Below are 15,658 nucleotides of genomic sequence, written 5' to 3'. Positions count from 1 at the left end.
CATAAATTCGTAGTTATGAGTAAGTTTCGTTTAGATGAAGTCGATCACCAAATCCTTGACATGTTAATTGACAATACCCGTGTTCCTTTTACAGATATCGCAAAAAAATTGTTGATTTCTGCGGGAACGGTTCACGTTCGTGTAAAGAAAATGGAAGATGCAGGAATCATTATGGGTTCTTCGCTTACTTTGGATTATGAGAAATTAGGGTATTCATTCATCGCGTATGTTGGTGTATTTTTGAATAATACGTCACAAACCAAATTCGTTTTGGAGCGTATCAATGAAATTCCCTTTGTAACGGTAGCTCACGTGACTACTGGAAAATTTAATATTTTCTGTAAAATTCGTGCCCGTGATACAAAACATGCCAAAGATGTAATCTTTATGATTGATGATATCGAAGGCGTTTACCGAACAGAAACCATGATTTCTTTGGAAGAAAGTATCAACGACAAAAAACGTTTGATGCATACTATCTTCAAAGATATTTAAGATACAAATCGTTATTTGATTTTATGAAAACCTCAAGTGCTGCTTGGGGTTTTTTTATACCTAATCAACACAAAGCCATGTATACACTTCCCAAAATTGAACGTTTTCAGCAACAAGTTGCCGCAAAATACCATTTGTATAACAGTGTGTTTATCACCTTGCCCTTTGATGCAATCGACAATACGGGAGTGCTGTTGCCGCTTTTTCATGAGTTATGTGTTAAAGGGTTTCAACAAAAACTTTCTCCTGTCGAAATTGTCAATTTATTCATTGAAAAGTATGGAAATCCCACTGATGAAATAGAAAAACTCAATTTGTTGTTTCGTTTCATCCAATACGTGGAGCGTCAAATTGTACTCTTTGATGCCATCGAAGATGCCGCTTTTTCAACGGTTAATAATTTAGAAGGGAAAGGTTCATTGCGCGAAATCAAAGAACGATGTGATACCGCCGAATTGCAAAATCAATGGCGCTCTTTTTTGCAAGAATTTAAAGTTAGAACCGTCCTTACCGCACATCCCACACAATTTTATCCTGGAGCTGTTTTAGGAATCATCACCGATTTAACCGAGGCCATTCGTCAAAATGATTTGCATCAAATAGAGTTGTTATTGGCGCAATTGGGTAAAACACGATTCATTAAAAAAGATAAACCCACTCCGTTTGATGAAGCCGTAAGTTTGATTTGGTATCTGGAGAATGTATTTTATACTACCATTGGTGAAATGCTGCATTACCTGCATAAAAACAACGCCATTGATGCTCAACTTGACAACCCATTGATTCAGTTGGGTTTTTGGCCAGGAGGGGATCGCGACGGTAATCCGTTTGTAACCCCGGAGATTTCGCTTCAAGTTGCACAACGCTTACGCACCTCCATTTTGAAATGTTATTATTCAGATATTCGAAAACTCAAACGCAAGTTGACCTTTACTGAAGTGGATGTAATCATCGCCGAATTAGAACGTCAATTGTACCGTTCTGTGTTTTATTCCCGTGGCGAATTGTACATTTCACAAATCGAATTATTGGAACAATTGAATCAAGTAAAATGCCTCTTAGAATCAAAACACCAATCGTTGTATCTGGACGAAGTGACACAATTAATTCATAAAGTACAAACCTTTGGGTTCCATTTCGCTTCGTTAGATATTCGTCAAAACAGTAAAATTCATAATCTAGTCGTTTCGGCCGTTGTTGGCCATTTAAACCAAGAAGAATACTTGACTTGGGATGAATCTAAACGGCGCGAATTATTAAATACAATTGAAGGAACGGTTCAGGCTTCTGACTTTGCTGTCGAAATTGTAGCTCAAACTATTGCTTCTATAGAGGTGATGAAAAAGATCCAACAGCAAAACGGTGAATTAGGGGCCAATCGCTATATTATTAGTAATAATGAATCGGCGCTCAATGTGCTTGAAACCTTGGCGTTATTCCTTTGGACAGGATGGCACCAACCTACAGTGGATATTGTGCCACTTTTTGAATCGGTGGAAGATTTGCAACACGCTGCACAAATTATGGAACAATTGTACACCCATCCCGAATACAGTACTCACTTGGCACGTCGCCAAAACAAACAAACCGTAATGCTTGGTTTTTCGGATGGTACCAAAGATGGAGGTTATTTGATGGCCAACTGGTCCATTTTTAAAGCCAAAGAAGCCATCACAGCCATGTCGCGCAAATACAGTATTGAAGTCATTTTCTTTGACGGTAGGGGCGGACCACCTGCTCGTGGCGGAGGAAAAACGCATAAATTCTATGCATCATTGGGTTCAGGAATTGAACACAAAGAAATCCAATTGACCGTTCAGGGGCAAACCATCAGTTCGAATTTCGGGACACCCGAATCGTGTCGATTTAATCTTGAAAATTTGTTGAGTGCCGGTGTAACCAATGTTTTGTTTGCCAAAAAAGAAAGCGACTTAACCTCTGAAGATAAAGCTATTATAGATGAATTGGCGGTTATCGGATTTGAAAAATATACCGCTTTTAAACAGCATCCCAAGTTCATTCCTTATCTTGAGCAGCGCAGTACCTTGAATTATTATGCGAAGACCAATATTGGAAGTCGACCTTCTAAAAGAAAGGCCGCTGAACAATTGGATTTCGCCGATTTACGCGCCATTCCATTTGTTGGTTCATGGAGTCAGATGAAACAAAATGTACCCGGATTTTTTGGCGTGGGAACCGCGTTATATGCGTTTGAAAATGCCGGTCGATGGACTGAAGTACAGGCATTGTATAAAAACTCTTTGTTTTTCCGTACACTATTAGAAAACAGCATGATGTCGTTGGCAAAGTCATTTTTCCCTTTAACTCAATATATGGAAAATGATCCTGAATTTGGTACCTTCTGGCAAATCATTTTCGATGAGTTTACACTGACAAAAAACATGCTTTTGAAGATTGCAGGACATACCGAACTCATGGAAAATTACCCCGATGGAAAAGCATCGATTAAAATGCGAGAAGACATTGTTTTACCCTTGCTCACCATCCAACAATACGCCCTAATGAAAATCAATGAAATTCGTCAAGGGAAAGCTGATTCGACGTTACTCGAAACCTATGAAAAGTTAGTCATTCGCTCCCTTTTCGGGAATACCAATGCCAGTCGGAACTCTGCTTAATAAAAAAATATATTTGTTAATAGCCTTAAAATCAAATAGATAAAAATTAATTTTTGTTAAAGTTTTAAAAAAGGCTTGTGTAATCCAAAAATCCTTTTGAAGTTTGCAGTGTCGAAAAATAACAAATCCATTCGATTAAAAAAATGAAAAACGTAATGCGCCATATGTGTTGTATGATGTGGGAATCTTCCCCGCAGAGGACGTATATGGTATAATTTGAAAAAGAAATTACAAAGCTCAAGTATATATCAAGCCTCTGCCAAAGCAGGGGCTTTTTTTATGCACTAACCCTAACCTTAAACTTGAAACCTTAAACCTGAAACAAAAATAATGTCAACCACTGCAAAACATAACAACCACCGCTGGATGATGCACATGATGATGTGTTGTTGTGCTATGCTTTGTTGCCAAAGGTGATTCTTATGTTATTCCTATATAGTGTTCAGGTCCTTTTGGTTACAAATCAAAAGGACCTTTTTTTTGAGTCGTAAGTCAAATAAGGCGTAAGTCAAAAAGTCATAAGACTAAAATCTAAAATCTAAATTCTAAAATTTAAATATCTAACTTCTAAATTTCATAAAAATGAGTACAACAAAATTTGCCACCAAAGCCCTTCATGCCGGACATGATGTTCAACAAACTTCAGGAACACGCGCTGTGCCGATCTACCAAACCACTTCCTACGTGTTTAACAATGCCGAACATGCAGCCAATCTGTTTAGCTTGAGTGAAGCAGGGTACATTTATACCCGACTCAACAATCCCACCAACGATGTGTTGGAACAACGCTTGGCCCAACTCGAGGGTGGAATCGGTGCTGTAGTAACCGCCTCAGGAACTGCTGCATTGGCCACAGCCTTGTTAGTATTGCTAAAAGCTGGCGACCATATTGTGGCTTCCAACAGCCTATACGGAGGAACCTACAATTTGCTTAACGTGACCTTGCCTCGTTTGGGGATTACTACCACATTTGTCGATCCCTCTGAACCGACTAATTTTACGAAAGCCGCCCAAGAAAACACCCGTGTATTCTTCGCCGAAAGTCTCGGTAATCCCAAATTGGACGTCCTCGACCTTGAAGCCATTGCCCAACAAGCCCAAGCTTACAAAGTACCGTTCATTGTAGACAACACCGTTGCTTCTCCCTATTTACTTAACCCCATTCAATACGGCGCTAACATTGTAATTCATTCCCTCACCAAATACATCACCGGAAACGGAACGTCTCTAGGCGGAGTGATTATCGATGCCGGAACGTTTGATTGGAGCAATGGAAAATTCCCCGAGTTCACCGAACCCGCAGCCGGTTACCACGGATTAAAATACTATGAAGTCCTTGGAGCCGCTGCTTTTATTGCCAAAGTACGTATCGAAGGATTGCGCGATTTTGGTGCTGCCTTGAGTCCGTTTAACGCGTTCCAAACCCTGCAAGGACTCGAAACCTTGGAAGTCCGTATCCTCAAACACAGTCAGAATGCCTTGGCTTTGGCCGAGTGGTTGAGCGAGCAAGAAGCCGTAGCTTGGGTCAACTATCCCGGGTTGAAAACCTCGAAATATTATGATTTGGCCCAAAAATATTTGCCCCAAGGGCAGAGTGGTATAGTGACGTTCGGACTCAAGGGCGGATTCGAAGCCGCGAAAAAAGTGGCCAACGATTCCCAATTATTCTCCTTGCTAGCGAATATCGGCGATACCAAATCGTTGATTATTCATCCCGCAAGCACCACGCACCAACAATTAACACCCGAGCAGCAAGAAAGCACGGGAGTAACTCCTGACCTCATTCGTCTCTCAGTAGGCCTTGAGGCTATCGACGATTTAAAAGCGGATTTGGCTACCGTTTTCGCGGCTTTGCCCGTTGAAAAATCAGTCTAGGTTTTAGTTTGCATGGGAAACCCCCGGATGCGCCACATTCGGGGAGGTTTCCACAGTTTTTTAAGGAGCTATTCTTGCCTGCCGTAGGTAGGTCCCGTTCTCGCCTTTACCTGCCAACCGTTAGGTCGGTCACTTCGCTAGCGCTACGTGGATATCGGCTCTACCTGCCTGCCTTTGGAAGGTCGAGGCTAGGGATAAAGTGCTTCTATGAAAAGCGATTCAACAACAAAAACTGCTTTAACAACACAAGAAAAAATGAAAAAATTAGCCAAAATAGAACTTTACCAATTCCTCTTGGAAAACGGAAAAACCACTCCTTTTTTGCCCTTGTACTTCGAAACCTTTGGTCAGTCCCTCGGTTCGGCGCCCGTTGTCGTAGTCAATCATGCACTCACCGGCAACTCTACCGTAACCGGGGAAAAAGGGTGGTGGAACGAACTCATTGGATCGGGAAAAGTAATCGATTTGGAATACTACACCGTCATTGCATTTAATATTCCAGGTAACGGCTACGACGGTATTTTAGGTAACCTGATTTCCAATTACCAAGATTTCACCGTTCGAGATATCGCTCGTATATTTTGGCAAGGATTGCACGAACTCAAGGTTCAGGAAGTGTATGCCGTTATTGGAGGAAGTCTAGGTGGCGCTATTGCTTGGGAGATGGCTGTTTTGCAACCGAAGGCGATTCAATATTTGATTCCGATAGCGACCGACTGGAAAGCCACCGATTGGGTATTGGCAAATGTGCAAGTGCAGGAACAAATCTTAACGAATTCCTTGCAACCCATCAGTGATGCGCGGCAACATGCCATGCTTTTGTACCGTACACCGCAATCCATTAACGCGCGATTCAATCGGCAACAAATACCCAGTGGCGAATTTGCTGTGGAAAATTGGTTAACCTACCACGGCCACAAATTACGCGACCGTTTTCGATTATCGGCCTATAAACTCATGAATCATTTGCTGAAAACCCATGATATCACGCGTTTTCGAGGTGCTCTCGAAGAAGTGGTAACTGGTATAGAAGCCACAATTCATGTGGTTGCCGTCGATTCAGATTTGTTTTTTACCGCTCAAGAAAACCGAAAGGCGGTCATGCAATTGGCGAGTATACATGAAAATATATATTACCATGAAATACAGTCCATTCACGGGCATGATGCCTTTTTAATCGAATTTGAACAATTAATTGCTTTTTTAAAACCGGTGTTTTGCACCCAAAAACAACTGAATTATGCCCACACTTAGAATAAATATAGTTCTCTTTGGAATTGGAAATGTTGGGAGTACTTTGATCAACCAAGTACTCCAAGCACAAGATTTCTTTTTACAACAAAAAAATATCGAACTCCGCTTTCCCATAATTACCAATTCTACCTTGGCATTTTTTGAAAAGGAAGGTGTGAAAAATCAATGGGAAGCCAATTTTGCTCAATCAGCTATTCCTTTTCGAATTGAAGACATCATCGAATACGTACAAGACTTGGAATTGGACAACCTGATAGCGGTCGATGCTACAGCGAGTGAAGACATTATCAAAAATTATATTCCGTTGATTCAAGCGGGTTTTCACATTGTCGCTGCCAATAAAAAAGCGAATACTTTGCACTATGATTTTTATAAAGAATTGCGATCCAATTTGAAACGATTTGATCGTAAGTTTCTATACGAGACCAATGTAGGGGCTGGATTGCCCGTAATAAACACCATCAAGAATTTATTTGATGCAGGTGAGGAAATCACACAAATACGAGGGGTGTTCTCAGGTACGCTAAGTTATTTGTTCAATCGATTTGGAGAGGAAGACGTTCCGTTTGCCACTTTATTAAAAGAAGCGGAACAGTTTGGCTATACAGAACCCGACTCCCGTGAAGATTTGTCTGGAAATGATGTAGCGCGTAAATTGTTGATTTTAGCCCGAGAATTGGGTTCGAAAGCCGAATTTTCTTCCGTGAAAATCGAATCGCTGTTAATTCCAGAATTGGCTACTAATTTGACTTTGAAAGAGTACCGCAATCAGCAGCGCTTGTTTAATAAACCTTTTCAAATTGCCAAAATCACCCAAGCGGATAATCATGTTTTGCGCTATGTGGGGAATTGGAATCGCAGTACAGATACTTTGGAAGTGCAATTAATTTCGGTTCCTCGCAATTCTCCCTTGGGTCAGTTGAAAGGCGCTGATAATTTGATCGAAATCTATACCGAATCGTACGGTAAGCAGCCCATCATTATTCAAGGGGCAGGAGCAGGGAAGGCGGTAACCGCACGAGGCGTTTTGTCCGATATTATTCAAATAGCCGATACCTTAGTCTATAAAGAACAATTGTTACAAGATTGGGTTGCCTAAAGTTTATTATCTTTGGATAAAATAGCAAACAATGCGTATAGAACAAATACAAACGGGAGAGTACGGAGATTTTTATGCACCCTATTTGGCACAAGTAGATCCACAGTATTCTTTGATTGAAGAATTGGAAATTTCCTTACATCGGTTTATTCATTTTGTACGAGAAATTCCGATGGATAAATTTGATTACCGCTATGCGGAAGGAAAATGGACGATTAAGGAAATCATCCAACATATCATCGATGCTGAACGCGTATTTGCCTATCGCGCCATGCGCATTGCTCGCAACGATCAAACGCCTTTACCCGGTTTTGATGAGAATGATTATGTGGATCAGTCCAATGGAAATGAACGAAGTATTCAAGATTTGTTGACCGAGTTCTCTACTTTACGCCATGCCACGATATACCTATTCAAATCGTTTAAGCCTGAATATTTCGAACGTATAGGTAGCGCATCCAATCATCCTATCTCAGTTAGAGCTTTAGGATTTATCATTATCGGTCATCAAAACCACCACCACAAAGTGTTTCAACAACGCTACCTGTAGTATATTATAAATGGTGTTATTTTAAATTTTAAATGTTTTGCAATAAAAAATCCCGAGTAATATGCACTCGGGATTTCATTTATAATTTAAAATTTATAATTCATCATTTGAATTACTCGTCTTCATCGTCGTCATCATAACTTTCAGAAGGTTCGAAGTCATCGTCGTCGTCATCGTCTTCCTCATCATCAGATCCGCCTTTGTCTTTCAATAAATCAACATCTTCATCTTCGTCTTCGCTGGGCATATCGTCATCATCGATATCCATACCCTTTACAGGTGCAATTGGTTCGATTTCTGTATCCAAATCATCTTCTTCGTCCTCGAATTTCTCCATACGAGTTGCTAATTTGGTACTTACTTTCACTAAATAAATAGTGTCTTCGGTTCGAACTTCAACGGCTTCAACCAATTCGTTTTGGGCATTACGGAATCGGATGATATCGGAATCATCATAACCATCGGGGAATTTTTCAACCAACAAATTCAAAATATCGCTGGTTAGTTTGGCGTAATCAACAATAACTCGTCTCATAACAGGTAGGATTTTATAAGTCTAAAAGGTAAGCAAATATAAGCGGTGCCACAATAGTAGCATCCGATTCAACAATAAATTTTGGGGTCGTGATGTCTAATTTTCCCCAAGTGATTTTCTCATTAGGGACTGCACCAGAGTAGGAACCATAACTCGTTGTAGAGTCAGAGATTTGGCAGAAATAACTCCAAAACGGTACATCATGCATCTCCATATCTTGGTACAACATTGGTACTACACAAATTGGGAAGTCTCCGGCGATACCTCCACCAATTTGGAAGAATCCCACACCTTTGCCTTCGCAGTTTTTGGTATACCAATCGGCTAACCACATCATGTATTCCACACCACTTTTCATGGTAGTGGCTTTGAACTCTCCTTTGATACAGTAGGAAGCAAAGATGTTCCCCATCGTACTGTCTTCCCATCCTGGAACTACAATGGGTAAGTTTTTCTCAGCAGCGGCCACCATCCAAGAGTTCTTTGGGTCAATTTCATAATATTGCTCCAACACTCCTGAGTTAATCATTTGGTACATGAATTCATGTGGAAAATAACGTTCGTCATTTTTGTCCGCTTTGTTCCAAATATCAAACAAATGCGATTGTAAACGACGGAAAGCTTCCTCCTCAGGAATACAGGTATCCGTTACACGATTATAATGGTTTTCTAACAAATCCCATTCTTCTTGTGGAGACAAATCACGGTAGTTAGGAACACGCTTATAGGAGTTGTGTGCCACCAAGTTCATGATGTCTTCTTCTAGGTTGGCACCTGTACAAGATATGATATGTACTTTATCTTGGCGGATCATTTCAGCCAATGATTTCCCCAACTCTGCGGTACTCATCGCACCGGCAAGGGTAATCATCATTTTTCCATTTTCCAACAAATGGGCTTCATATCCTTTCGCAGCATCCACCAAAGCGGCTGCATTGAAATGTAAAAAATTGTGTTCAATAAACTGACTGATAGGTCCTTTACTCATTATTCCTCTTTTCTGTGTTTGTCTAATTCTTATGGGTCAAAGAAAAACTATTTTTTTAAAACTACAAACGAAAAAATATTATTTGTCGTAGCCCAAGATTTTCAATACATCGTCCGAAGTTTGTTGCTCTGAAAACACTTCGGTGGCTAAGATACCATTCTCATCCCGATCAATCAAAATATGTTTGGGTTGGGGAATCAAACAGTGGTGCAATCCGCCAAATCCACCAATGGTTTCTTGGTAAGCGCCGGTATTGAAGAATCCGATATATAAGGGTTTTTCTTTGTTGTATTTGGGTAAATAAACCGCATTCATGTGTTGCTCAGAATTGTAATAATCGTCACTATCACATGTCATACCTCCCAATAGCACGCGTTCGTAGGTGTCGTTCCAACGGTTAACAGCCAACATAACAAAGCGTTTGTTGATAGCCCACGTATCGGGTAGGGTAGTGATGAACGAACTGTCAATCATGTTCCAGTTCTCACGGTCGTTTTGTTTTTTCTGATACAATACTTGGTAAACAGCACCACCGCTTTCACCTACGGTAAACGAACCGAATTCGGTGAAAATATGGGGAACTTCTACTTCGGCATCATCACAAGCGATTTTGATTTGGTTCAAAATCTCATCTACCATATACTGGTAGTCGTATTCAAAGGCCAAGGAATTCTTGATGGGGAATCCACCACCGATGTTCAAACTGTCAAGTGTCGGACATTCTTTTTTCAAAGCGATGTACACCTTCATACATTTCAACAATTCGTTCCAGTAATAGGCCGTGTCCCGAATTCCGGTATTGATAAAGAAGTGCAACATTTTCAATTCCACTTTCTTGTTTTCCTGAATTTGTTTACGGTAAAACGGCACGATATCCTTATAACCAATTCCTAATCGCGAAGTATAAAACTCAAATTTTGGTTCTTCCTCGGCAGCGATTCGGATACCAATTTTGAATTTCCCTTTGATTTGTTCTTGTAATAAATCCAACTCTTCGTAGTTGTCAATTACAGGAATGGTTTTGTTATGACCGTTGTTGATTAATCGGGCAATATTTTCTACATAGGCATCACGTTTGAATCCGTTACACACTACATAAGTATTTTTGTTGATTTTGCCGTTAGCCAAAAGGTTTTCCACAATATTGATGTCAAATGCCGACGACGTTTCAATATGAATATTGTTTTTAAACGCCTCATTCATAATGAATTCAAAATGCGAACTCTTAGTGCAATAGCAGTAATAATATTTGCCTTCGTAGCCAATTTTCTCCATTCCTTTACGGAACCAACTCTTGGCTTTATTGATATTATTGGAAATAGCAGGCAAATAGGTGAACTTCAACGGCGTACCGTATTGCTCTACTAATTTCATCAAATCGATGTTGTGAAATAATAAAGTGTCTTTATTAAGGCTAAACTCTTCTTGTGGAAAATAAAAAGTTTGGTTTATTAAGTCGGAATATTTCGTATTCATTTTAAAGTTTGAATGAGTGATAAAAACAAATGCAAATGCTTAGTAAACGTATGTTTTTACTTCTCAAACTCTAAGGTTCTCATACACAATCGATAAATCCATTACTGAGTCGGAGGTTTGATTGTAAACGGTGTAAAGTGCTTTTGGGATAAAAAACGACGCAGGCAACACGTGTGAAAGTGCTTTGCCGTTGCTTTGCAACAAGGATTTTGTCGTTGGAATATTGTTTTTTATCATCCCCGCAAATGTAAAAAATAAAAAAATCGATTTGCAATATTTTAGCTAAAAAAATATTAGCCCAAATAGTCTTTAAATGCACGGCTAATCATTTCGTTATCAGCTTCTTGGTTAAGGCTAATATTTCCGATTCCATTCAATAGTGCAAATTGCACTTTACCGTACTCATTTTTCTTGTCGTGAATCATGTATTCGAGCAAAATTTCAATGTCATTTGGCGTGATGACTACCGACTCAAACAAATCGGACAAGACGTATTTAATTTGGTGATAATCTTCTTTAGAAAGTAATCCTTTTTCATAAGAGAGGTAAGCCTCCAAAATCATCCCAATAGCGATGGCTTCGCCGTGTAATAAGGGATTTTCAGTAGTTAAAAAATGACTTTCAATGGCATGTCCCAAAGTATGTCCAAAATTCAAGGCTTTACGGATACCGTTCTCTGTCGGGTCTTGTGTAACAATGGTATTTTTAATTTCGACCGAACGATAGATTAAAGTGTCAAGAAGCGAACTGTCCAACTGACTCAAGTCCAGAAATTGTTCCCAATACGCTTTGTCTTGGATTAAACCGTGTTTCAGCATTTCTGCGAGTCCCGAACGCATTTCCCGTTGGGGTAAGGTGGCCAAATAGGCGGAATCAATGACTAATAATTTTGGATTGGTGATGGTTCCCACTTGGTTTTTGAGCAATCCTAAATCGACACCGTTTTTACCACCAATGGCCGCATCAACCATACCCAAAAGGGTAGTGGGAATGTGCACAAAGTCAATCCCGCGTTTAAACGTAGAAGCTACAAATCCGCCCAAATCCGTAATCACACCTCCGCCTAAATTAATAAGTAACGATTTGCGATCAGCGCCCATTTCAGTCAACAACGTCCATAACTCAACACAGGTAGCCATGGTTTTCATTCCTTCCCCCGGTTCAATTTCTATAATTTCAATAGGAACGTCAACAGCCAAATGGGGTAGCAAATGGGGGGCACAATGTTCGTTACTATGACTGTCGGTCAAGATGAATAGGGAAGAATAGCGGTTGGATTGGATCAGTTGATTCAGTTTTTCATAACCGTATTCGTTGAACTCAATCGAGTAGCCGTTGGCAGAAATGGATTGCATTATAGTCAATTTTGGTTCCAAAAATACGGCATTTTTTGCTATAATTTCAGTTCACAATTAGTACATTTGTCTACTTTCAAACAAACCATGGACAAGATATTTAACAATACTGAAGTCGCGTTCAGTTTAAAAACTGATACCGAACTCGATCGCGCGTATTTTTTATTTAAAATGATTGCTAGCGAACCCTTAGTTCGAATCGGTACAGCAGTAACAAATTTTGCAATTAAAGCCCATTTACCGGTAGAAGGATTGATTCGTGCTACGGTTTTCGACCATTTTTGTGGAGGGACAACCGAGGTAGATTGCCTTTCGGTAGTGGATAAAATGTATACCAAAGGGGTTTCCTCTGTATTAGACTATTCAGTAGAAGGCAAAGAAGAAGAAGCTCAATTTGATGCAGCTTTAAACATGACCTTAAAAACGGTTGACTTTGCTAAAGAACGTCAAGCCATACCGTTTGCAGTTTTCAAACCTACCGGATTAGGACGTATTGCGTTGTATGAAAAAGTTGGATTAAAACATCCACTGACAGCGAATGAACAAAGCGAATGGAATCGAGTATGTGAACGTTTTGATATCATTTGTAAAACTGCCCATGCCAAAGATGTGGCTTTGTTAATTGATGCGGAAGAAAGTTGGATGCAAGATGCTGCGGATGATTTGGTGGAAGAAATGATGCGCCGTTATAACAAAGAAAAAGCGATTGTCTTCAATACCTTGCAAATGTACCGTTGGGATCGTTTAGACTATTTAAAACAATTACACCAACGAGCACAAGCTGATGGATTTTATATCGGAATGAAGTTAGTACGTGGCGCTTATATGGAAAAAGAAAATGACCGCGCCCAACAAATGGGACAACAATCACCTATTTGTCCGAGTAAAGCCGCCACCGACGATAATTACAATGCCGCCGTGGATTATATGATGGAACATATTGACCGTATGGCGATTTTTGCGGGAACACACAACGAAGAGAGTTCGTATAAATTAATGGAAATGATGGCTGCAAGAGGCCTAGCGAAAAGCGACTCACGCATTTGGTTTGGTCAATTATATGGAATGAGTGATAACATCAGTTATAATTTGGCCGCCCACGGCTATAATGTAGCCAAATATTTGCCCTTCGGACCCGTGCGTGATGTAATGCCCTATTTGATTCGCCGAGCTGAAGAAAACACTTCGGTTGCCGGACAAACGAGTCGGGAATTGAACTTGTTAAAAACCGAACGCCAACGCCGTAAGTTGGATAAATAAAAAAGCAAAAGCCCCTGAATTTACAGGGGCTTTTTATATTAAATGAAATAAATTAAACTTTCATTCCAACGTCCAACGTCTAAAGTCCAACGTCTAACATCTAAAATCTATTCCTTTTTCTTCTTCTCCGCATCAGCATCCATCATTTCCATGAGTTTCATGCCAAGCAAACCACTGATGCCACCTTCAGAACCGTTGTTACCGTTGATTAACACATCAGGAATGATTTTCACATTTCCTTTGGCCAATTCTTCGGTGATTTTGTAACGGGTAAAGTTGTCACCACCCATTGCACTTACTTGCAACTGATACGATTCAGCAGTCGATTTACCGATGGCCATAATTTTCTCTGCTTCCGCCAAACCGGTTTTCGAAATACGTTCAGCTTCTGCAGTAGCATTCAATTTGGTTGCTTCGGCTTGTGCTCCTGCACGGGCTTTGGTCGCTTCGGCTTCCGCTTGAGCACGCATTTTGGTGGCTTCCGCTTCCGCGTTTACATTCAGTTTCAAACTCGTAGCATCCCCTTCGGCTTTTTTCACTGTAGCGTCTGCTGTACGTTGTGCAATCTCTACACTTTGAGCCGCACGTACGATTTCTTTTTGCATGTCCGCAATGGCCGTTTCTTTTTCCACCCCTTGGCGTTGTTCTTGCGCCATCTTTTGGGTTTGATACGTTTTTTGCTCTTCTTCTGCAATTTTACGGTCCGTCAACGTTTTCATCAACGATTCAGGGGGTGTAATATCACCAATTAAGGTGTCAACAGCATTTACATTGTATTCATCCAAAACCGCTTTGATATGCACTTTAGCCGATTCTTGACGTTCCTTACGCGTACTTAAGAAGGAAATCACATCACTGTCTTGTGCCGAGTTACGGAAGTAGTTACCAATGGTTGGTTCCAATACTTGTGAAACCAAGTTGGTCATACTACCAAAACGCGCAATTACTTTGGGCGCTTCATTGGCTGGAACGTGAATGATTTGTGAGACATCCAAGTTGAAGGGGAAACCGTCTTTAGAACGCACCGTGATTGTCGATAAGTTTTTATCCAAATCATGGGATTCACTGCGGGCATTCGCCCAGTTCAATACCAAGTTGGTAGTGGGCACCAATTCCAATTTAGTCGTGTATTTGTTCAATGCGTATTTCCCTGGACCCAGTGGTTCCATCCAAACCCCACGTTGACCTTTGGAAACAATATTCCCGTGTTTGAAAGTATCACCTGTAACATCTTGACCGTCTTCTCCAATGTACGAGATTACAACACCCACATGGCCAATTGGTACATCAGTCATTGGCGTTTGTTCAATTTGGATAGCCCAGGTATTGATATAATAAGAACCGGCTAAGATCACTTGCGGTTGTAAACCACGGTTACCACCATTTTCTAAGAACGAATCAAAGTCTTGGAAGTTGTTGTGGGCATCTACATACTTACCGGCAATTTGTCCCAACGGAATGGGTTCACCATCCAAAGCCGTCACAATACCCACCATATTTTCAAAAATCTTAACTTGGTCAATGATGACAACTTCAAACAAGTAGGTGTTGATACGGTACGAACCACTGGTGATAAAGGCCGTTTGACGTCCTTTTTGTCCACCATTATCCAAGAACATTCGCGCATCTTGGAAATTGTCGCAATCCACTTTACGGGCTAAAATGCGACCGGTCGGAATTTCTTTACCGTCTTTACTCAGCACCAATCCAATTTTTCCTTCAGGAATGATGGTAAACGGTGTCATGTCAATGCTGTACTGCCAAATCCATTTTCCCCAATATAAACCAGGGGCAAGGGCTTGGGCTTGGAAACCCGCTTCCCCTTTAGTAGCGATAATGCGACCATCAGGTAATGAACGATCGGCTCCAAAAAGCACGAATTTTTTGGTGATTAATCCAATTTTGTCTTCTGGGACAATCACCATTCCGAAGAAAACACGTAATACAAATTTGTACAAAACGAGTGATAAAACTAAAAGGATCACCCACCAATACGTAAAAATAGTCATGGTATAAATTTTTTAAAGGTTTTAATTGTTGGTTTAGATTTTAAAGCATAGCAAATGCATCGAAAAAGAATAACAATTCAATTCCAGTTAACTGTGTTCAAGAAATAGGGATTGTACTTTTCT

Annotated in this window: 12 protein-coding genes; 7 read left to right on the top strand and 5 right to left on the bottom strand. The window is 40.4% G+C overall.

The genetic code is table 11. The features are described from left to right. The first annotated feature begins 15 nt into the window (after positions 1-15). From EQG61_RS13325 to EQG61_RS13305, 6 genes are all read left to right on the top strand, one after another. Positions 16-495, top strand: coding sequence for an Lrp/AsnC family transcriptional regulator (locus tag EQG61_RS13325; protein ID WP_073362417.1), 480 nt, complete (start codon positions 16-18; stop codon positions 493-495). A 77-nt stretch (positions 496-572) separates the two neighbouring features. Next, on the top strand, positions 573-3,134 hold the full coding sequence (locus tag EQG61_RS13320; protein ID WP_129462462.1) for a phosphoenolpyruvate carboxylase: 2,562 nt from the start codon (positions 573-575) through the stop codon (positions 3,132-3,134). A gap of 582 nt (positions 3,135-3,716) precedes the next feature. Further along, on the top strand, positions 3,717-5,009 hold the full coding sequence (locus tag EQG61_RS13315; RefSeq protein WP_129462444.1) for an O-acetylhomoserine aminocarboxypropyltransferase/cysteine synthase family protein: 1,293 nt from the start codon (positions 3,717-3,719) through the stop codon (positions 5,007-5,009). 255 nt (positions 5,010-5,264) lie between these two features. Next, positions 5,265-6,263: an alpha/beta fold hydrolase gene (locus EQG61_RS13875; RefSeq protein ID WP_206733893.1), complete on the top strand. Its 999-nt coding sequence runs from the start codon at positions 5,265-5,267 to the stop codon at positions 6,261-6,263. Then, positions 6,250-7,362 carry a homoserine dehydrogenase family protein gene (locus EQG61_RS13870; protein WP_206733892.1) on the top strand — a complete coding sequence of 371 codons (1,113 nt, stop codon included), beginning with the start codon at positions 6,250-6,252 and terminating at the stop codon, positions 7,360-7,362. Before EQG61_RS13875 ends, EQG61_RS13870 begins: the two co-directional genes overlap by 14 nt. 31 nt (positions 7,363-7,393) lie before the next feature. Continuing rightward, the gene (locus EQG61_RS13305; protein WP_129462443.1) at positions 7,394-7,912 is read left to right on the top strand and encodes a DinB family protein; all 519 of its coding nucleotides are present in this window, start codon (positions 7,394-7,396) and stop codon (positions 7,910-7,912) included. A gap of 112 nt (positions 7,913-8,024) precedes the next feature. Here EQG61_RS13305 and EQG61_RS13300 read toward each other — a convergent pair whose 3' ends face one another. The 4 genes from EQG61_RS13300 to aroB form a co-directional block, all read right to left on the bottom strand. Further along, on the bottom strand, positions 8,025-8,447 hold the full coding sequence (locus EQG61_RS13300) for a DNA primase (protein ID WP_129462442.1): 423 nt from the start codon (positions 8,445-8,447) through the stop codon (positions 8,025-8,027). 13 nt (positions 8,448-8,460) lie between these two features. Then, positions 8,461-9,435: a deoxyhypusine synthase family protein gene (locus EQG61_RS13295; protein ID WP_129462441.1), complete on the bottom strand. Its 975-nt coding sequence runs from the start codon at positions 9,433-9,435 to the stop codon at positions 8,461-8,463. Between the two features lie 78 nt (positions 9,436-9,513). Further along, complete coding sequence (locus EQG61_RS13290) at positions 9,514-10,911, bottom strand: type III PLP-dependent enzyme domain-containing protein (protein ID WP_129462440.1); 1,398 nt, start codon at positions 10,909-10,911, stop codon at positions 9,514-9,516. A gap of 293 nt (positions 10,912-11,204) precedes the next feature. Next, positions 11,205-12,266, bottom strand: coding sequence for a 3-dehydroquinate synthase (gene aroB / locus EQG61_RS13285; RefSeq protein ID WP_129462439.1), 1,062 nt, complete (start codon positions 12,264-12,266; stop codon positions 11,205-11,207). Between the two features lie 87 nt (positions 12,267-12,353). Between aroB and EQG61_RS13280 the strand changes: the two genes are divergently transcribed. Continuing rightward, a complete protein-coding gene (locus EQG61_RS13280) occupies positions 12,354-13,526 on the top strand; it encodes a proline dehydrogenase family protein (RefSeq protein WP_129462438.1) in 1,173 nt (390 codons plus the stop codon). A 107-nt stretch (positions 13,527-13,633) separates the two neighbouring features. On the opposite strand, the gene EQG61_RS13275 is transcribed toward EQG61_RS13280, so the two are convergent. Beyond that, a complete protein-coding gene (locus EQG61_RS13275; protein ID WP_129462437.1) occupies positions 13,634-15,535 on the bottom strand; it encodes an SPFH domain-containing protein in 1,902 nt (633 codons plus the stop codon). Positions 15,536-15,658: the final 123 nt, after the last annotated feature.

This window comes from Flavobacterium stagni, assembly GCF_004122105.1.
In the GTDB taxonomy this organism is placed as follows: Bacteria; Bacteroidota; Bacteroidia; order Flavobacteriales; family Flavobacteriaceae; genus Flavobacterium; species Flavobacterium stagni.
This window is presented reverse-complemented; position numbering and strand designations above follow the sequence as displayed.